Here is a 16,910-nt window from a genome sequence, read left to right as displayed (position 1 = left end):
TCGAAGACGCCCATGTCCGAAGCCAGTCCGTGTCTGAATTGCGGTGCCTGCTGTTCACACTTCCGCGTGTCTTTCTTTTGGGGAGAGTGCGCCTCGTCGGGGGGCACCGTACCCGATGAGCTGGTGGTGCAAATCAACCCCACCCGCGTGGCGATGATCGGTACCGACCAGAAGCCCGCGCGCTGCTGCAGCCTGGAAGGAGAAGTGGGCAAAGGCACCAGCTGCTCAATTTATGCACAGCGCTCGAGTGTGTGCCGCGAGTTCGATTCCTCCTGGAGCCAGGGCGTGCAGAACGTCGATTGCGACGCCGCCCGCGCCGCGTTCGGCCTGGCGCCGCTGCCAGCCCCGTTCGAGCTGGACCTGCCCATCAGCGCTTAGCATTAAACGCTATGGAGAGCATGCCAAAATGGTTGAGAGCAAAGTGCCATTAGCGCTGACGAATCCCGCGAGGCTTCTATACTCGACCTCATAGGTCATCGCCTCAGGCAGTGACGTGACTCTATGACGGGACATGCTATGGAATGGCTGGGTCTGCATTTTTTTACCGACCTCCCAGAAAGCGGGCACTTATTACTCAATTGCAGTCATAACCCGTTTCTGGTGCTGCTGGCCTACCTGGTCGCTTGTGCGGCCGGGTTCGGCACGCTGGACATGGCTGAGCGTGTCGGCCATGTCGAGGACCCCACCGCAAGGCGCCATTGGCGTTGGCTCGGCGCCGGTTGCCTGGCCGGCGGGATCTGGTCGACACACTTCATCAGCATGCTGGCCTTCCAGGCGCCCATCGCCATCCATTACGAATTGATCATGACGTTCGCCTCGCTGCTGATCGCCCTGATTGCCTCATTGTTCGCCATGCAGACCCTCAGTCACGCCCATCTGCGCCTGCATCAGTACCTGCTGGCATCCGTGTGGATGGGCCTGGGTATTGCGCTGATGCACTACGTGGGCATGTCAGCCATGCGCTCCCAGGCCCAGGCGTATTTCGAGTCGGGGTTGTTCATGGCCTCGATCGCGATTGCCATCGGCGCCAGCTTCGCCGCGCTGTTGCTGTCGAGCTACCTGCGCAACGGCGCCGGCGTGTTTCACCAATTGCTCAAATATGCCGCCAGCCTCGTGCTGGGCGCCGGGATCATCAGCATGCACTTCACCGGCATGGCCGCCCTGCGCTTGATGGTGCCTGCCGGGGCGGACCTGTCCTTGCCGCAGGATAACAACCCGATCCAGCTTGGTTTGTCGGTGGCCGTGATCACCCTGCTGGTGATCGGCAGCAGTATCAGCGCCGCCCTCGCCGACAAGAAGCTGCAGCACAAGGAACGTGACCTGCGCCGGGTCAACGCGCTGCTCAGCGAACTCGACCAGGCCCGCGCCTCGCTGCAGCAAGTAGCCCACTACGATGCACTCACCAGCCTGCTGAATCGCCGTGGCTTCAACCAGATTTTTGCGGAGAAACTCGCGGAAAAAACCGCTTCCCAGGGGATGATGGCGGTGATCTTCCTCGATATCGACCATTTCAAGCGCATCAATGACAGCCTCGGGCATGATGCGGGCGACCAGCTGCTCACCGTGCTCGCCGGGCACATCAAGGGCTCGGTACGCAGCCACGCCGACGTGGTCGCGCGTTTTGGCGGCGATGAGTTCTGCATCCTCATTAGCATCCACAACCGCGACGAGGCACGGCACCTGGCCCAGCGCATCATGCAGAAGATGAAAGAACCCATCGAACTGGCCGGCCGGCGCATGGTGATGACCACCAGCATCGGTATCAGCCTGTTTCCCGATGACGGCCTGACCTGCGAAGAGTTGCTGAAAACCGCAGACCTGGCGCTGTACCAGTCCAAGGACACCGGGCGTAACAGCCTCAACTTCTTCAGCTCCAACCTGAAAACCCGCGCCTTCCTCGAATTGCAACTGGAGGAAGAGCTGCGCGGCGCCCTGCGCACCCGTAACCAATTGGTGTTGTTCTACCAACCTATCTTCGACATGAAGCTGGGCAAAGTCACGCGCCTCGAGGCCCTGGTACGCTGGCAACACCCGCAGCACGGCTTGCTGGCCCCGGATCGGTTTATCGGCATCGCCGAGAACAACGGGCTGATTGCCGAATTGGACCACTGGGTACTGCGCCAGGCCTGTCATGACCTGAGCCTGTTGTCCGACAGGGGTTACACCGAACTGACCATGTCCGTGAACTGCTCCGCGTTGAACCTGGCCCGCGACGAACTGGCGGACGAGATCGAAGACGCGCTGCGTTTCAGCGGGATCGCCGCCAATCGCCTGGAACTGGAAGTCACCGAAAACGCGTTGATGGGCAACATCAGCAGCACCCTGGCACTGCTGCGGCAGATCCGCGCGCTGGGGGTGTCGCTGGCCATCGACGACTTCGGCACCGGCTATTCATCGCTTGCCTACCTCAAGCGCCTGCCGCTCAACACCTTGAAGATCGACCGCTCGTTCATCCAGGACATTCCCAAGTCCACCGCCGATATCGAGATCGTCCAGGCGATTGTCGGCATGGCTCACACCCTGCACCTGCAGGTGGTGACCGAAGGTGTGGAAACCCAGGCCCAGTTCGAGCTGTTGCTCAAGCATGGCTGTGATTTCGTCCAGGGCTACCTGTTGAGCCCGGCGGTGCCTGCCAGCGACATCATCGGCGTGATCCAGGGCATCGACATCCGTAACCCGCTCTACCCTTACAGCGTGGCAGGCACCCAGGAAAAACCGCCAGCGAAAGAGCCTTCCACCGGGCGCCCAGGGTCGACTTCCATCGTCAGGCCAATTCGCTGACGCCTAAACTTTGGCATTTCGCCATCATTTGCCTAAAGAACGCCGACAAACGGCCGATTCATCAGAGTCCGGCCAGGTTTTGCCTGAGCATACAGGGTCAAACCCGATCGTTCCGGACAAGGACGCACTGTAAAGTCGCGAACTCCCATTCCGTGATGGCCCTTTGATTCTTTCCAGCCATCCGCCCAGGCACTTGGCGCACAATGACTTCTAAAAATAACTCTGCCACCGTGGTATCCGACGTGTTGCTCCCAGCTCCTGCGGACAAGCCCTCAGGTTCAAAGTCATTGAGCACCGCGCGCCCGCTGGCCACTCAGCAATACCTGTACTTCACCGAGACCAATACCGACCGCATCCTCGATAACCTCGACGGCCTGCGCGATATGGTGTTCCCACGCCCGCCCCACCTGGAAGGCGACGGCGAACAGCGCAGCGAGCAGGAATTCCCCTCGGTGTGCCTGATCGGCCTGGGCCGTTGCGGTTCGAACATCGCGCTCGACGTGGCGGAGTTGGTGTACAACGCCCGCAAGTTCTACCTCAACGAATTCAGTACCGAAGACAAGACGCTGGACAAGGGCTACAGCCCGGCCCAGTGGATCCGCAACAACCTGCGCCTGGGCAGCGGCAAGGCCAGCAAGCCGGTGTTCCTGGTCGAGCCGCTGGTGATGCTGGGCGATCTGGACAAGGACATCGCCGGGCGCATCCGCTTCTCGCGCAAAGGCGAAAAAAGCGGCTTTTTGCGCGACTACAGCAAGATGAAAATCATGGACCTGTCGGAAGTCCATGCCGGTGGCGCCGGTAACGCGCCGATCCTCGGCCAGTACCTGGCCAAGATCATCCTCAACAAGGATACCCAGCGTTTTTCCAGCCCCGACTGGAAGATGATCCACTCGTATTTGATCGACTCCTGCGGCATCAAGGCCAACCAGTCGCGCCTGTACTTCTCGATCTTCAGCGCCGGCGGCGGTACGGGTTCGGGCATGGCCTCGGAATTCGGCCTGGCCCAGCAGCACTCGTACATGAACAAGACGTTCGACACCAAGCCCGCCGACGAGCACGACAGCAAGAGCGGCCACGCCTTTGTGTTCGAGCCGATCTTCACCAGCGGCATCTGCGTACTGCCGAATATTTCCGATCACCGCAGCGAAATGTCCGAGGCCCTGCACATCAACGCCGGGCGCCTGCTGTGCAAGTACCTGTCGGAAGAATGGGATTTCTCGTACAACTTCGCCAATGAAGACAGCAGCGAAGCTAGCGTGAAGGGCCGCATCCGCCCGTGGAACGCAATGATGCTGATCTCCAACGACATCATGCGTTACGCCGAAGAAAGCGATGACGGCAATATCCAGAACATTGACGTCAATGCCATGGAAAAACACGCCAACCAGTACATCTCGCAACAGATCTTCAACATTCTGACGGCCCAGGCGGTCACCACTGACTACGACCAGAACTACTTCCGTCGCGCCGGCATCGACATCGGCGAAACCATTCGCCTGGATGCCAACGACCTGTTCATGAGCCTTGCCGGCCCGGTGGCGATTGCCTACGCAGAGTCCGTGGTCCCGGAAACCCCGGCGCCGACCAACGACAAATTCAAGGTGTTCGAAAAAGAGCCCCAGCGCCTGAACATCGACGACCTGTTCTTCCGCTCCATCGACCTGCCGCATTTCAACAAGGTCACCCAGGCCATCGAAGGCATCAGCCTGCTGCCGATCGAATCCAAGCGCTACAAAGCGTCCCTGGAGCAGTACAAGAACTCCGGCTACGACGCGGCCGCGCTGCATGACCTGCACTTTTTCAAGAACTGCTCGTCGGTGGTCTCGATCGTGTCCCTGCCCAAGGACTACAAACTGTCCTACATGGACCTGAACCGGCTCAAGACTCACCTCAACAGCCTGTTCCCCAACACCACGCTCAAGCGCTACGCCCTGGTGATCGGTGCATCGGCGAACCTGTCGCTGACCACCCTGATCGCGAAAAGCCCGTGCCTGTCGGATGACTTCCTCACGCTGATCGTGGCCTTTATCAAACGCTGCTTTGCGCGCAACCCGTACCGTTTCGACGACACGCTGGACAACTCGATCCTGGACTTCATCATCCACGAGGACTTCGACGAAGACCGTATCGACGAGTTGCTCAACGAGTTCGAAAACCCGGCGAAGATCCTCGATACCAACTGGTACGCGATCAAGCCGATGTATGAGAAGAAGTACCGCGAGTTGATCAACGACAAAGACAAGTTTGTGTCGATCAATGACATTCGCCTGTCGCGCGATTGCGTGAAGAAGGCAATCAAGTACCTGCGTGAGATCTACCGTCACCGCATCGGCAAGACCAAGGTTATTTCGCTGAATAACCACACCGGCAAGACTGCCTGAACCGCTGCGACGGCGCCGCAGGGCGCCGTCGCGACATCAGCCGGCCGCGCGCTGGCGCAGGAAGGTGAGGATGACTTGCTCGTCTGCGCGCTTCAGCGGCCGGGGCAACTGCTTGGGCCAGCCTGCACCGTCGGTGCCGAAGACCTTCTGCTGTTCTTCCACGTCCCAGCCACGAATTTCCTTGAAGGCCGACTCCCACCAGCCGTGTCGACACACGTCGTAGTACGGATGCTTGGGCGCTGAGCTGCCGTAGAGCAAGTCGCGGCCGACCCGCTTCAGGTGTTTGCGCTGATTGCGCAGTTTCCATTTGATCCGCAGCCGCTGCCAAGGGGATGGCACGGGCTTGACCTGCGGCACATCCAGGCAACGCGCTACCAGCTCAGGGCCGAACGCTTCGCCGTAGAGACTGAAAAAGTGCGCCTGCATGGCGTGGAAGAAGCGCTTGTCGGCAAAGTAGTGATGGACGAACTTGTTCGCCTCGCGCACCGTCTTGTCGCGCATCGCGAAGGAAATCGCGATCTGCTCGATGGTGTGGATATCGAACGAACCCTGGGTCCACTCATCGATCCAGCGAATCGCGGCCTCGAGCAGCGGCGTGTCACTGGCGCGTACGCCACACAGGCCACTGTTATAGAGCTTGAAACTATTGCCGGCGCAAATGCCATGCGCCTGCAGGTGCTCACCCAACTTGAGGTAGTCGGGGCGCTGGCACACGTAGCTCCAGTCGTATTCGAAGCCATCCATCACATACTGGTCGGGCGCGATGAGTTCGAAGACGCGATGGGGGGATTTGAGGAACAGCGTGTCGGTGTCGACGAACAGGGTCTTGTCCGCCAGCTTCAACCCCTGGGCAATCGCACAGGCCTTGCGGCGGTGGATGTAAGCGTTGCTTCCCTGCCATTGGGCAAGGGTCTGCTCATCGAGGTGAACGGTTTCGACCGGCCAGCCGGCGAAATCCTGCGGGCGATCGGTCATGACCCGGATGCACAGCGACTCGCCCTGCTTGAGCTGCGCCAGCGCGGTGAGGATGCTGAATTTCGCTTCGCGCCGGTAAACATCCTGATTACCGTAAATGAGGTAAAGCAGTTGCTGCGACGTTTTCTCTAGAGGGGGCAGCGCTGAGGGCATAACGGGCTCCGGATGACAGGCGGCGAACTTTACCGGAATTCGTTGCTTCCTACGCTACGATCTGACAGCCACCCGCTTTATATACACACCGAGAAACAATTCCCGGAGCCATCCAGTGCCTGGAGAACTGTTCCCATGACGTGCGCGTCACCTTGGGCTGTGACCTTTCTTCACGGCAAGATGCCATCACCGCCCTGGCGGTTACTCCGCTACACACTTTTGCAGCGAAACAACACGCACCATTAAGGTGCTTACTTCGCCTGCGATGCCCTTTCCTGGATCAGTATCCAAGGCGAAACCACCACCGCCCACAAGCCTGGATCGCGCTCCACCAGGTCCAATGCCCGCGTCGCAGACACTTCGCCCAAGCTGCCCGAGGCCAGCCAGGCAGCGACTTTGTCACGGTTATCCTCGGCCATGCCCTCGGCGGCCTCGATCAAATCCAGGCCGGCGTCGACCCACAATAGGGCACCCTTGGCAAAGAACGGTTCAAGCTCCTTCCAGGAAATTTCGGCGGTTTCACCGAGCAGCTTGGCATAGAGGGTGCTAGGTTCTTGCGTCATGGGAATTCACCTGAATAAAAAATCGGCGCAATCATAACGTCGCAGGTCAGGCAGAAAAACCCAGTTGCAAATGAGGCATCGATTGAAAGTGTCAGGAAAGCCAAGGATTGCCCGAGACTCTGGCATCACCCCGCCGCAATTCTGTCTTTTTCTTTCATTTAAGCGACATACCCGGGTTTTGCCCCCAGCAGCCAGCTTTTCAAGCGATCAACCGGCGCTCTACACTGTACCGGTACAGTTGCCAGGGCACTGCCGGGGGGATATCCGAGATATCTGATCCGGTTCTACAGCTCACAAGGCCGCTAGAACTATAAAAAATACAACAGTAAGAGTGGAGCACTATGAATAAGGCTACTAAGCAGATTTCCAAACTGTTTGCCGCTATGGTCCTGGCTGGGGTTGCCGGCCATTCGTTCGCAGCTGATACCATCAAGATTGGTATCGCCGGCCCTAAAACCGGTCCTGTGACGCAATACGGTGACATGCAATTCATGGGTGCCAAGCAAGCCATCGCCGACATCAACGCCAAGGGCGGCGTCGACGGCAAGTTGCTCGAAGCCAAGGAATACGACGACGCTTGCGATCCTAAACAAGCCGTTGCCGTCGCCAACAAAGTGGTCAACGACGGCGTCAAGTTCGTGGTCGGTCACCTCTGCTCCAGCTCCACTCAGCCAGCGTCCGATATTTATGAAGACGAAGGCGTGATCATGATTACCCCGGCGGCCACCAGCCCGGAAATCACCGCCCGTGGCTACAAGCTGATCTTCCGCACCATCGGCCTGGACAGCGCCCAGGGCCCTGCAGCCGGTAACTACATCGCCGATCACGTTAAGCCGAAAATCGTGGCTGTCCTGCACGACAAACAGCAATACGGTGAAGGCATCGCCACCGCCGTCAAGCAGACTCTCGAGAAGAAAGGCACCAAGGTTGCCGTCTTCGAAGGCCTGAACGCCGGTGACAAAGACTTCTCCTCGATCATCCAGAAGCTCAAGCAAGCCAACGTCGACTTTGTCTACTACGGCGGCTACCACCCAGAGCTGGGCCTGATCCTGCGCCAAGCCAAGGAAAAAGGCCTGAACGCCAAGTTCATGGGCCCAGAAGGCGTCGGCAACGACTCCATCTCGCAGATCGCCCAAGGCGCTTCGGAAGGCCTGCTGGTGACCCTGCCGAAATCCTTCGACACCGATCCGGCCAACAAGGCCATTGTTGAAGAGTTCGCCAAGAACAAACAGGACCCAACCGGTCCATTCGTATTCCCGGCCTACTCGGCCGTTGAAGTGATCGCCGGCGGTATTGCCGCTGCGAAGAGCGAAGACACCGCCAAAGTGGCAGCCGCCATCCACGCGGGTACCTTCAAGACACCTACCGGCGAGCTGAGCTTCGACGCCAAGGGCGACCTGAAGGACTTCAAGTTCGTGGTCTACGAATGGCACTTCGGCAAACCAAAAACCGAAGTTTCCCCTCAGTAAGCCAGGCGTTACTGGTCAACAAGCCCACTGTGAGAGCAGTGGGCTTTGTTTTACGAGGTTTATGGGCCTGTCACCCGCGATCCGGGCGCTGGCTCACCTGAAAATCTTAAAACCGTCACCAGCGGTTCGCTGGCAAACGCTTTGTGCAAATGTGCTCATAGAACACAGCACAGGGCCGGAACATGACTCCACCAGTGAAATGCGTATCGGGTTTTTAGGAGCGCTGTAATGCCTGAGATCTATCATTTTTTCCAACAGCTGGTTAATGGCCTGACCATTGGCAGCACCTATGCCTTGATAGCCATTGGCTACACAATGGTTTACGGCATCATTGGAATGATCAACTTCGCCCATGGCGAGGTGTACATGATTGGTTCCTACGTGGCCTTCATCGCCCTTGCCGGGCTGGCCATGATGGGTATCCACTCACTGCCGCTGTTGATGACCGCCGCGTTCATCGCGTCGATCGTCGTGACCAGTGCCTATGGCTACAGTATCGAGCGGGTTGCCTACCGTCCCTTGCGTGGCAGCAACCGTCTGATCCCGCTGATTTCCGCTATCGGCATGTCGATTTTCCTGCAGAACACCGTATTGCTGTCCCAGGACTCCAAGGATAAATCCATCCCCAACCTGATCCCGGGGAGCATCTCCTTCGGTCCGGGTGGCGCGGAAGAAGTCCTGATTTCCTACATGCAGATCCTGGTCTTCGTCGTCACCCTGGTGGCCATGCTGGGCCTGACCCTGTTCATCTCCCGCTCCCGTCTGGGGCGCGCCTGCCGGGCCTGCGCCGAAGACATCAAGATGGCCAACCTGCTGGGCATCAACACCAACAACATCATCGCCCTGACCTTCGTCATCGGTGCCGCACTCGCGGCAGTGGCTGCCGTGCTGCTGAGCATGCAGTACGGCGTGATCAACCCCAACGCCGGTTTCCTGGTAGGCCTCAAGGCCTTTACCGCGGCGGTATTGGGCGGCATCGGCAGCATTCCGGGCGCCATGCTCGGCGGGCTGGTGCTGGGTGTGGCCGAGGCCTTTGGCGCCGATATCTTCGGCGACCAGTACAAGGACGTCGTGGCGTTCGGCCTGTTGGTTCTGGTGCTGTTGTTCCGTCCGACCGGCATCCTGGGCCGTCCGGAGGTTGAGAAAGTATGAGCAGATATCTTAAATCGGCGTTTTTCAGCGCCTTGCTGGTGTGGGCCGTGGCCTTCCCGGTACTCGGCCTCAAGCTGAGCATTGTCGGCATCAACCTCGAAGTGCATGGCACCGGCCCCGTGACCCTGACCATCATTGCCCTGTGCTCGGTGCTGATGTTCCTGCGCGTGCTGTTCACCCAGCAGGTCGGCGCCTTGTTCAAGCGCGACCGTGGCCCACTGGTTTCGCCCAAGGTCAGTCAATTCCTGACCCTGCCGCGCACCCAGCGCTACATCATCATTGCCTTGATCATCGCTGCGCTGATCTGGCCGTTCTTCGGCTCGCGCGGTGCGGTCGACATCGCGACCCTGATCCTGATCTACGTGTTGCTGGGCCTGGGCCTGAACATCGTGGTGGGCCTCGCCGGCCTGCTCGACCTGGGTTATGTGGGCTTCTACGCCGTGGGTGCCTACACCTACGCGCTGCTCTCGCATTACCTGGGGTGGAGTTTCTGGATCTGCCTGCCCCTGGCGGGTATGGCCGCGGCCACGTTCGGCTTCCTGCTGGGCTTCCCGGTCCTGCGCCTGCGCGGTGACTACCTGGCCATCGTGACCCTGGGCTTCGGTGAAATCATCCGTCTGTTCCTGCGTAACCTGACCGATATCACGGGCGGCCCCAACGGCATCAGCAGCATCCCCAAGCCAACGTTCTTCGGGCTGTCGTTCGACCGCACCGCAGCCGAAGGCATGCAGACCTTCCACGAGTACTTCGGGATCGACTACAACCCGGTGAGCAAAGTGGTGTTCCTGTACCTGGTGGCGCTGTTGCTGGCATTGGCCGCCCTGTTCGTGATCAACCGCCTGCTGCGCATGCCGATCGGTCGCGCGTGGGAAGCGCTGCGCGAAGATGAAATCGCCTGCCGGGCCCTGGGCCTGAACCCGACCATCATCAAGCTTTCCGCGTTCACCCTGGGCGCCGCGTTCGCCGGTTTTGCCGGCAGCTTCTTTGCCGCGCGCCAAGGCCTGGTGACCCCGGAGTCGTTCACCTTCATCGAGTCGGCGATCATCCTCGCCATCGTGGTGCTGGGTGGCATGGGCTCGCAACTGGGCGTGATTCTGGCGGCGATCGTGATGATCCTGCTGCCGGAAATGATGCGTGAGTTCAGCGAATACCGCATGTTGATGTTCGGCGCCATGATGGTGCTGATGATGATCTGGCGACCTCAAGGCCTGCTGCCCATGCAACGTCCACACATGGAGCTGCGCAAATGAGCCGCGAGATCCTGAAAGTCGAAAACTTGAGCATGCGCTTCGGCGGCTTGCTGGCGGTCAACGGCGTGGCCCTGACCGTGAAAGAGAAACAAGTGGTGGCGCTGATCGGCCCGAACGGCGCCGGCAAGACCACGGTGTTCAACTGCCTCACCGGTTTCTACAAGCCGAGCGGCGGCAGCATCCTGCTGGACGGCCAGCCGATCCAGGGCCTGGCCGGTCACGAGATCGCCCGCAAAGGCGTGGTGCGGACCTTTCAGAACGTGCGGCTGTTCAAGGACATGACGGCGGTCGAGAACCTGCTGATCGCCCAGCATCGTCACCTGAACACCAACTTCTTCGCAGGCCTGTTCAAGACCCCGGCGTTTCGCAAGAGCGAGCGCGAGGCCATGGAGTACGCCGAGTATTGGCTGGACAAGGTCAACCTGACCGAGTTCGCCAACCGCCCGGCGGGCACCCTCGCCTACGGTCAGCAACGTCGCCTGGAAATCGCCCGCTGCATGATGACCCGCCCGCGGATCCTGATGCTCGACGAACCAGCGGCCGGCCTCAACCCCAAGGAAACCGAAGACCTCAAGGCGCTGATCGGCGTGTTGCGTGAGGAAAACAACGCCACGGTGCTGTTGATCGAACACGACATGAAACTGGTCATGAGCATCTCCGACCACATCGTGGTGATCAACCAGGGCACGCCGCTGGCCGACGGGACGCCGGAGCAGATCCGCGACAATCCTGAAGTGATCAAAGCCTATCTGGGGGAAGCGTAAAATGCTGCAATTCGAAAACGTTTCCACTTTCTACGGCAAGATCCAGGCCCTGCACAGCGTCAACGTGGAAGTGCGCCAAGGGGAAATCGTCACGCTGATCGGCGCCAACGGCGCCGGCAAATCGACCTTGCTGATGACCCTGTGCGGTTCGCCGCAGGCCCACAGCGGCAGCATCCGCTACATGGGTGAAGAGCTGGTGGGCCAGCAGTCGTCGCAGATCATGCGCAAGAGCATTGCGGTCGTGCCGGAAGGCCGCCGTGTGTTCTCGCGCCTGACCGTCGAGGAGAACCTGGCCATGGGCGGGTTCTTCACCGACAAGGGCGATTACCAGGAGCAGATGGACAAGGTGCTGCACCTGTTTCCACGGCTCAAGGAACGCTTCAGCCAGCGCGGCGGCACCATGTCCGGCGGCGAGCAGCAAATGCTCGCCATCGGCCGTGCGCTGATGAGCAAACCCAAGCTGCTGCTACTCGACGAGCCTTCCCTGGGCCTGGCGCCGATCATCATCCAGCAGATCTTCGACATCATCGAACAGCTGCGCAAGGACGGTGTGACGGTGTTCCTGGTGGAACAGAATGCCAACCAGGCGCTGAAAATCGCCGACCGTGCCTACGTGCTGGAGAACGGCCGGGTGGTGATGCAAGGCACCGGCGAGCAACTGCTCACCGATCCAAAGGTGCGTGAGGCATACCTGGGCGGTTAAGAGAAGGTTGCGGTAGCAACCGGATCAAAAATGTGGGAGCGGGCTTGCCCACGAATACGCTGGATCAGCCAAGTATCTAATGGCTGACACAGCGCATTCGTGGACAAGCCCGCTCCCACATTTGCTTTGTGTGGTGCCTGAATGTTGCCAAGCCTGAAATTATTTTTGCTGGGTTTGTAACGAATTTCCCCCCAACATCTCTAGTGGTACAAGCAGGCACTCAAGCCCGCCAACTCAACCCACTGCTGGAGATTCAACATGACCACCACTACCCGCTCGCTGTCCGCCGCTACCCTCGTCCTGGCCCTGGGTTCTGCCTTGAGCCTGTCCGCCCTGAGCACCACTGCCCACGCCGCCGACGACATGCAGAAATGCTTCGGTGTCGCCGAGGCCGGCAAGAACGATTGCGCCGCAGGCGCTGGCACATCCTGCGCCGGCACCTCGAAAGTCAAAGACCAGGCCAACGCCTGGAAACTGGTACCGGCCGGCACCTGCGCCAAAACCCCAAGCTCCACCTCGCCGACCGGTTTCGGCCAGGAAGCTGCCTTCACCGCCAAGTCCTGAAACCCTGGTCAGCCTGAGTACTGATGATGACGCTTTCATCCCTGCAAACGCCCTCGCTGGCTCAGGCGCCCGGCCTCCCCTGTCGGGCCGGGCTGGGGCTGAAGACCGAGCACTTCGCGCACGTGCTCGAGACTTCGCCCGACCTCGGTTTTTTTGAAGTACACGCCGAAAACTACATGGTGGCCGGCGGCCCGTTTCATCACTACCTGGGGTTGATCCGCGCGCAGTACCCGCTGTCGCTGCACGGCGTGGGCCTGTCCATCGGCGGTGAAAGCCCGCTCAACCGGGACCACCTGGCACGCTTGGCGGCCCTGATCGAACGCTATCAACCCCACTCATTTTCCGAACACCTGGCCTGGTCGAGCCACGGCCCGGTGTTTCTCAACGACCTGCTGCCGCTGGCCTACGATGCCGCCACCCTGAACCGGGTGTGCGCACACGTCGACCAAGTCCAGGACACGCTCAAGCGGCCGATGCTGCTGGAGAACCCGTCGACATACCTGCAGTTCGAGCGCTCCACCTTGGACGAGACCGACTTCATCAGCGAGGTCATCCGGCGCACCGGCTGTGGCCTGCTGCTCGACGTGAACAACGTCTACGTGTCGTGCATCAACCATCAACGTGACCCGCAGGCCTATCTCGACGCCCTGCCGCTGCACGCGGTGGGTGAGATTCATCTGGCCGGCTTTGCCGAAGACACTGACAGCCTGGGCGACCGCCTGCTGATTGATGACCACGGCGCGCCCATCGACAACGCCGTGTGGCAGTTGTACGAACAGGTACTGGCACGCATCGGCCCGGTGGCGACGCTGATCGAGCGAGACAACCAGGTACCGGCCTTCAGCGTGCTCTTGGCCGAAGCCGAGCACGCCGAACGGCACTTGTCGCAGGTACGCCCATGAGCCTTCACGACGCATTTGCCAGGGCCCTGCTGGCGCCCGACCAGGCTTGCCCCGACGGACTCTTCAGCAGCAATGGCGCCGACCCGGCCAGCCGCTTTGCGGTGTATCGCAACAATGTACACAGCGCGTTGATCAACGCCTTGGCGACAGCCTACCCGGTGACCTTGCAACTGGTGGGAGATGAGTTCTTTCGCGCCATGGCCGGGCTCTACGTGCAAGCGTCGCCCCCTGCCAGCCCGCTGATCAGTGAATACGGCAGCACGCTGGCCGAGTTCATCCAGGCGTTCGAACCCGCCGCCAGCGTGCCGTACCTCGCTGACGTGGCACGCCTTGAGCGTCTGCGCGTGTGCGCCTACCACGCTGCGGATACGCCTGCGCTGGAGCAGCCGGCCATTCTCAATGCGCTGCAAGGCCAGACAGACCTGGGGCAATTGCGCCTGCAATTGCACCCGTCCCTCGCCACCCTGAATTCCGCCTATGCGGTGGTGGCAGTGTGGGCCGCGCACCAGACCGAGGACGCCATGGCCACCTTGAACCCCTGGCATGCCCAAGGCGCGCTGGTGTTGCGCCAGGGCCTGGCGGTCAAGGTGTTCGCCATCGACAGCGGCTCAGTCGCCTTTATCGACAGCCTCAAGCACGGCGCAGCGCTGGAAATGGCCGTGACCGACGCCCTCGAAGCCTCGGCCGAATTCGACCTGCACCACTGCCTGACCCTGCTGATCAGCCACGACGTCATCACTCACTTGCACCTGGAACCGAAGGTATCGCCATGAACACATCCCCATCGTGCCTGGTGAAGCGGGCCATCGCGCTTTTCGAAAAAATCCCCTACAGCCTGATCGCCTTTCTCGCACGCTTCTCGATTGCCGCGGTGTTCTGGAAGTCCGGGCAGACCAAGGTCGAAGGCTTTGCGATTGACCTGGTCAGCGGCACCTTCCAGCTGGGCGCACCGAAACTGGCGGCCTCGACCTTGCCGCTGTTTCGCAGCGAATACCACGTGCCGCTGCTGTCACCGGAAGTGGCGGCGCACCTGGCAGCGTTTGCCGAGCATTTTTTCCCGGTGTTGATCCTGGTCGGGTTCGCCACGCGCTTCTCGGCCCTGGCCCTGATCGGCATGACCCTGGTGATTCAGCTGTTTGTATACCCCGATGCCTACCCGACCCACGGCACCTGGATCGCCTTGTTGCTGCTGTTGGTCGCCAAGGGGCCGGGTTGCCTGTCCATCGATCACCTGATCGCGCGCCGTTACCGTTAAAGCCGGTCCAGGGCCTCGCCGCTGCGCTTGAACCAGTCCACCAGGTAGTCGGCCAGTACCTGGGTGCGGCGCGGCAGCCCGCCCTGGTAAGGATGGACCAGGTACATCGGCAGGCTCCGCGTCTGATAATCGCGCAGCAGCCAGCGTAACCGGCCGTCAGCCAGTTCCGCCGGCAAGACGTAGGACGGCAGGCGAGCGATGCCGGCCCCCACCAAGGCGGCCTTTTTCAGCAGGTTGTAGTGGTTGGAGGCGAAGGTGCCACTGACCCGCACCCGCAGCAATTCGTGTTGCTGGTGGTACGACCATTCCTCCCGCCCGCTGTAGTGGCTGTTGAGCAGGCAGCGGTGTGCGGCCAGGTCTGCCGGGGTCTGGGGTTCGCCATATTGCTCGAGGTAAGCCGGGCTGGCACACGTCATCTCGTGCCAGGCCAGCAACGGCTTGGCCACCAGGCGCTCGTTTTCAATCACCCCAGACCGCACCCCCAGGTCAAAGCCGTCCCGCGCAAGGTCCCGGTAGCTGTTATTGAGCTCCAGTTCGATCTGCACCTGCGGATATTGCTTGGAAAACTCCAGCAACAAGCCATCGAAGAAGGTTTCGCCCAACGACACCGGCACCGTCATGCGCACCGGCCCGGCCAGGTCGTCCTTGAGCCGCGCCAACGCCTGGCGGGCGCGATCCACTTGCACCACCAGCGCCTGGGCCTGGGGTAACAAGGCCGCACCGGCAGCGGTCAGGCTGAGCTTGCGCGTGGTGCGGTGCAGCAGCACCACGGCGTACTGCGCCTCCAACTGGCTGATGCGCTTGGACAATTGCCCCTTGCTGCAGCCCAACTGCTCGGCCGCCACGGTAAAACTGCCCGCCTCGATCAGTACGGCGAAGGCCGCCAGGTCATCCATCTCGCTCATGGATTGTTTCCATTTGAAAACCAAAGGTTGCCTATTAGCGCGTTTATCCAGCAGAAAAGCCACACTAGACTGAACCTTCACTTACCCCTGGAGGAACAGCACCATGAAAATCCTTTTGATTGGCGCCAGCGGCACCGTCGGCTCTGCGGTCAAGGCAGAACTGGCCCAGCGTCACGACGTGATCAGCATCGGTCGCAGCAGCGGCGACTTCCAGGTGGACATCAGCGACAGCGCCTCGATCCGCCGGCTGTTCGAACAAACCGGCAAATTCGATGCACTGGTCTGCGCGGCAGGCAGCGTGAACTTCGTGCCGCTGGGTGACATGCACGACAGCGACTTCGAACTCGGCCTGCGGGACAAGCTGATGGGCCAGGTCAACCTGCTGCTGATCGGGCGTGAGTACGCCAATGATGGCGCCTCGTTCACCTTCACCAGCGGCATTCTGAACCGCGACCCGATCCGTACCGGAGCCTCGGCGGCACTGGTCAACGGCGCGCTGGATGCGTTCGTCAAAGCCGCCGCAATCGAATTGCCACGTGGCCTGCGCATCAACTCCGTCAGCCCGACTGTGCTGCTGGAAGCCATGGACAGCTACGCACCGTACTTCCGTGGCTACAAGCCAGCGACCGGCGCCGACGTGGCGTTGGCCTACGCCAAAAGCGTGGAAGGCTTGCAGACCGGTCAGACCTACATCGTCGGTTGAGACGCGACAGCCTCACGTGAGAATTGAGACATCCATTCATTCACCAGCGCGCGCGGGGCAAACATCACGAACTCCCCGCCCAGCTGGCCTTGAACCCTGGACGTATTCAGCCGGTAGCCGTCCACATAGAGTGTCAGGTACCGCTGATACGTCAGCAGCGTGATGGACTGGGTCCTCGCCCTGGCCTCTGGACTCAACGTGACACTGACTTCAACGCGAGACGGGTCGGGGTCTTCAGGTCTTTTCAGCGTCACCGAGATCTTCGTGAAGTCGGTGGCCGACCAGTAGACGAGCCGGGCGGGCTCGTCTGCACAGGCTGCACTCGCCCAGAGCAGGAGAACGCACAGGCTCCATTTGATGTTCATGGCAATCTCCGACCCAAAGATCTCG

Annotated in this window: 17 protein-coding genes; 13 read left to right on the top strand and 4 right to left on the bottom strand. The window is 60.5% G+C overall.

The genetic code is table 11. From position 1 onward, the window contains the following. Positions 1–12 precede the first annotated feature (12 nt). The 3 genes from JFU04_RS06170 (at position 13) to JFU04_RS06160 (ending at position 5,162) form a co-directional block, all read left to right on the top strand. Positions 13–378, top strand: coding sequence for a YkgJ family cysteine cluster protein (locus tag JFU04_RS06170; protein ID WP_065902941.1), 366 nt, complete (start codon positions 13–15; stop codon positions 376–378). 138 nt (positions 379–516) lie between these two features. Continuing rightward, a complete protein-coding gene (locus tag JFU04_RS06165; RefSeq protein WP_201143673.1) occupies positions 517–2,781 on the top strand; it encodes a putative bifunctional diguanylate cyclase/phosphodiesterase in 2,265 nt (754 codons plus the stop codon). Between the two features lie 203 nt (positions 2,782–2,984). Next, complete coding sequence (locus tag JFU04_RS06160) at positions 2,985–5,162, top strand: hypothetical protein (RefSeq protein ID WP_065902945.1); 2,178 nt, start codon at positions 2,985–2,987, stop codon at positions 5,160–5,162. 36 nt (positions 5,163–5,198) lie between these two features. Here the strand turns inward: JFU04_RS06160 and JFU04_RS06155 are convergent, their stop codons facing one another. Together JFU04_RS06155 and JFU04_RS06150 are read right to left on the bottom strand one after the other, a co-directional pair. After that, on the bottom strand, positions 5,199–6,290 hold the full coding sequence (locus JFU04_RS06155) for a hypothetical protein (RefSeq protein WP_201143672.1): 1,092 nt from the start codon (positions 6,288–6,290) through the stop codon (positions 5,199–5,201). A 251-nt stretch (positions 6,291–6,541) separates the two neighbouring features. After that, positions 6,542–6,853 carry a DUF2288 domain-containing protein gene (locus tag JFU04_RS06150; protein ID WP_201143671.1) on the bottom strand — a complete coding sequence of 104 codons (312 nt, stop codon included), beginning with the start codon at positions 6,851–6,853 and terminating at the stop codon, positions 6,542–6,544. A gap of 341 nt (positions 6,854–7,194) precedes the next feature. Between JFU04_RS06150 and JFU04_RS06145 the strand changes: the two genes are divergently transcribed. The 9 genes from JFU04_RS06145 to JFU04_RS06105 all read left to right on the top strand — a co-directional run bounded on the left by JFU04_RS06145 (position 7,195) and on the right by JFU04_RS06105 (position 14,912). Further along, positions 7,195–8,322 carry a branched-chain amino acid ABC transporter substrate-binding protein gene (locus JFU04_RS06145; protein WP_065902951.1) on the top strand — a complete coding sequence of 376 codons (1,128 nt, stop codon included), beginning with the start codon at positions 7,195–7,197 and terminating at the stop codon, positions 8,320–8,322. Between the two features lie 228 nt (positions 8,323–8,550). Further along, positions 8,551–9,474 carry a high-affinity branched-chain amino acid ABC transporter permease LivH gene (gene livH, locus JFU04_RS06140; protein WP_017735932.1) on the top strand — a complete coding sequence of 308 codons (924 nt, stop codon included), beginning with the start codon at positions 8,551–8,553 and terminating at the stop codon, positions 9,472–9,474. Further along, positions 9,471–10,724 (top strand): high-affinity branched-chain amino acid ABC transporter permease LivM, encoded by a 1,254-nt coding sequence (locus JFU04_RS06135; protein ID WP_065902953.1) that lies wholly within the window; start codon positions 9,471–9,473, stop codon positions 10,722–10,724. Before livH ends, JFU04_RS06135 begins: the two co-directional genes overlap by 4 nt. Beyond that, on the top strand, positions 10,721–11,488 hold the full coding sequence (gene livG, locus JFU04_RS06130; protein ID WP_012722652.1) for a high-affinity branched-chain amino acid ABC transporter ATP-binding protein LivG: 768 nt from the start codon (positions 10,721–10,723) through the stop codon (positions 11,486–11,488). The genes JFU04_RS06135 and livG overlap by 4 nt, the downstream gene beginning before the upstream one ends. A gap of 1 nt (position 11,489) precedes the next feature. Then, a complete protein-coding gene (locus JFU04_RS06125; RefSeq protein WP_010212366.1) occupies positions 11,490–12,191 on the top strand; it encodes an ABC transporter ATP-binding protein in 702 nt (233 codons plus the stop codon). 258 nt (positions 12,192–12,449) lie between these two features. Further along, the gene (locus tag JFU04_RS06120) at positions 12,450–12,755 is read left to right on the top strand and encodes a BufA1 family periplasmic bufferin-type metallophore (protein WP_065902955.1); all 306 of its coding nucleotides are present in this window, start codon (positions 12,450–12,452) and stop codon (positions 12,753–12,755) included. A gap of 23 nt (positions 12,756–12,778) precedes the next feature. Then, positions 12,779–13,657, top strand: a complete 879-nt coding sequence (bufB, locus tag JFU04_RS06115) for an MNIO family bufferin maturase (protein WP_201143670.1) — start codon at positions 12,779–12,781, stop codon at positions 13,655–13,657. Continuing rightward, positions 13,654–14,430 (top strand): HvfC/BufC N-terminal domain-containing protein, encoded by a 777-nt coding sequence (locus JFU04_RS06110; RefSeq protein WP_201143669.1) that lies wholly within the window; start codon positions 13,654–13,656, stop codon positions 14,428–14,430. The genes bufB and JFU04_RS06110 overlap by 4 nt, the downstream gene beginning before the upstream one ends. After that, on the top strand, positions 14,427–14,912 hold the full coding sequence (locus JFU04_RS06105; protein ID WP_065902964.1) for a DoxX family protein: 486 nt from the start codon (positions 14,427–14,429) through the stop codon (positions 14,910–14,912). The genes JFU04_RS06110 and JFU04_RS06105 overlap by 4 nt, the downstream gene beginning before the upstream one ends. On the opposite strand, the gene JFU04_RS06100 is transcribed toward JFU04_RS06105, so the two are convergent. Then, on the bottom strand, positions 14,909–15,817 hold the full coding sequence (locus JFU04_RS06100; protein WP_201143668.1) for a LysR family transcriptional regulator: 909 nt from the start codon (positions 15,815–15,817) through the stop codon (positions 14,909–14,911). The two genes, JFU04_RS06105 and JFU04_RS06100, sit on opposite strands and share 4 nt — an antisense overlap. Before the next feature lie 103 nt (positions 15,818–15,920). Here JFU04_RS06100 and JFU04_RS06095 point away from each other — a divergent pair, with 103 nt between their 5' ends. Further along, a complete protein-coding gene (locus tag JFU04_RS06095; protein WP_120447802.1) occupies positions 15,921–16,520 on the top strand; it encodes a short chain dehydrogenase in 600 nt (199 codons plus the stop codon). Here JFU04_RS06095 and JFU04_RS06090 read toward each other — a convergent pair. Next, a complete protein-coding gene (locus JFU04_RS06090) occupies positions 16,505–16,885 on the bottom strand; it encodes a hypothetical protein (RefSeq protein ID WP_177343933.1) in 381 nt (126 codons plus the stop codon). The genes JFU04_RS06095 and JFU04_RS06090 overlap by 16 nt on opposite strands. Between the last annotated feature and the right edge of the window lie 25 nt (positions 16,886–16,910).

Origin of the sequence: Pseudomonas sp. TH21 (assembly GCF_016651025.1) — a bacterium.
In the GTDB taxonomy this organism is placed as follows: Bacteria; Pseudomonadota; Gammaproteobacteria; order Pseudomonadales; family Pseudomonadaceae; genus Aquipseudomonas; species Aquipseudomonas aylmerensis.
Note: the sequence above shows the minus strand (reverse complement) of the source record. Positions and strands in the feature narration are given on the sequence as shown.

Excerpts from the sequence above, each read along its gene's own strand:
- JFU04_RS06155 (WP_201143672.1), bottom strand. The coding sequence starts at position 6,290 with ATGCCCTCAGCGCTGCCCCCTCTAGAGAAAACGTCGCAGCAACTGCTT.
- JFU04_RS06125 (WP_010212366.1), top strand. The coding sequence starts at position 11,490 with ATGCTGCAATTCGAAAACGTTTCCACTTTCTACGGCAAGATCCAGGCC.
- JFU04_RS06150 (WP_201143671.1), bottom strand. The coding sequence starts at position 6,853 with ATGACGCAAGAACCTAGCACCCTCTATGCCAAGCTGCTCGGTGAAACC.
- JFU04_RS06135 (WP_065902953.1), top strand. The coding sequence starts at position 9,471 with ATGAGCAGATATCTTAAATCGGCGTTTTTCAGCGCCTTGCTGGTGTGG.
- JFU04_RS06160 (WP_065902945.1), top strand. The coding sequence starts at position 2,985 with ATGACTTCTAAAAATAACTCTGCCACCGTGGTATCCGACGTGTTGCTC.
- JFU04_RS06100 (WP_201143668.1), bottom strand. The coding sequence starts at position 15,817 with ATGAGCGAGATGGATGACCTGGCGGCCTTCGCCGTACTGATCGAGGCG.
- JFU04_RS06165 (WP_201143673.1), top strand. The coding sequence starts at position 517 with ATGGAATGGCTGGGTCTGCATTTTTTTACCGACCTCCCAGAAAGCGGG.
- livH (WP_017735932.1), top strand. The coding sequence starts at position 8,551 with ATGCCTGAGATCTATCATTTTTTCCAACAGCTGGTTAATGGCCTGACC.
- JFU04_RS06090 (WP_177343933.1), bottom strand. The coding sequence starts at position 16,885 with ATGAACATCAAATGGAGCCTGTGCGTTCTCCTGCTCTGGGCGAGTGCA.
- JFU04_RS06120 (WP_065902955.1), top strand. The coding sequence starts at position 12,450 with ATGACCACCACTACCCGCTCGCTGTCCGCCGCTACCCTCGTCCTGGCC.
- bufB (WP_201143670.1), top strand. The coding sequence starts at position 12,779 with ATGATGACGCTTTCATCCCTGCAAACGCCCTCGCTGGCTCAGGCGCCC.
- JFU04_RS06105 (WP_065902964.1), top strand. The coding sequence starts at position 14,427 with ATGAACACATCCCCATCGTGCCTGGTGAAGCGGGCCATCGCGCTTTTC.
- JFU04_RS06095 (WP_120447802.1), top strand. The coding sequence starts at position 15,921 with ATGAAAATCCTTTTGATTGGCGCCAGCGGCACCGTCGGCTCTGCGGTC.
- livG (WP_012722652.1), top strand. The coding sequence starts at position 10,721 with ATGAGCCGCGAGATCCTGAAAGTCGAAAACTTGAGCATGCGCTTCGGC.
- JFU04_RS06110 (WP_201143669.1), top strand. The coding sequence starts at position 13,654 with ATGAGCCTTCACGACGCATTTGCCAGGGCCCTGCTGGCGCCCGACCAG.
- JFU04_RS06145 (WP_065902951.1), top strand. The coding sequence starts at position 7,195 with ATGAATAAGGCTACTAAGCAGATTTCCAAACTGTTTGCCGCTATGGTC.
- JFU04_RS06170 (WP_065902941.1), top strand. The coding sequence starts at position 13 with ATGTCCGAAGCCAGTCCGTGTCTGAATTGCGGTGCCTGCTGTTCACAC.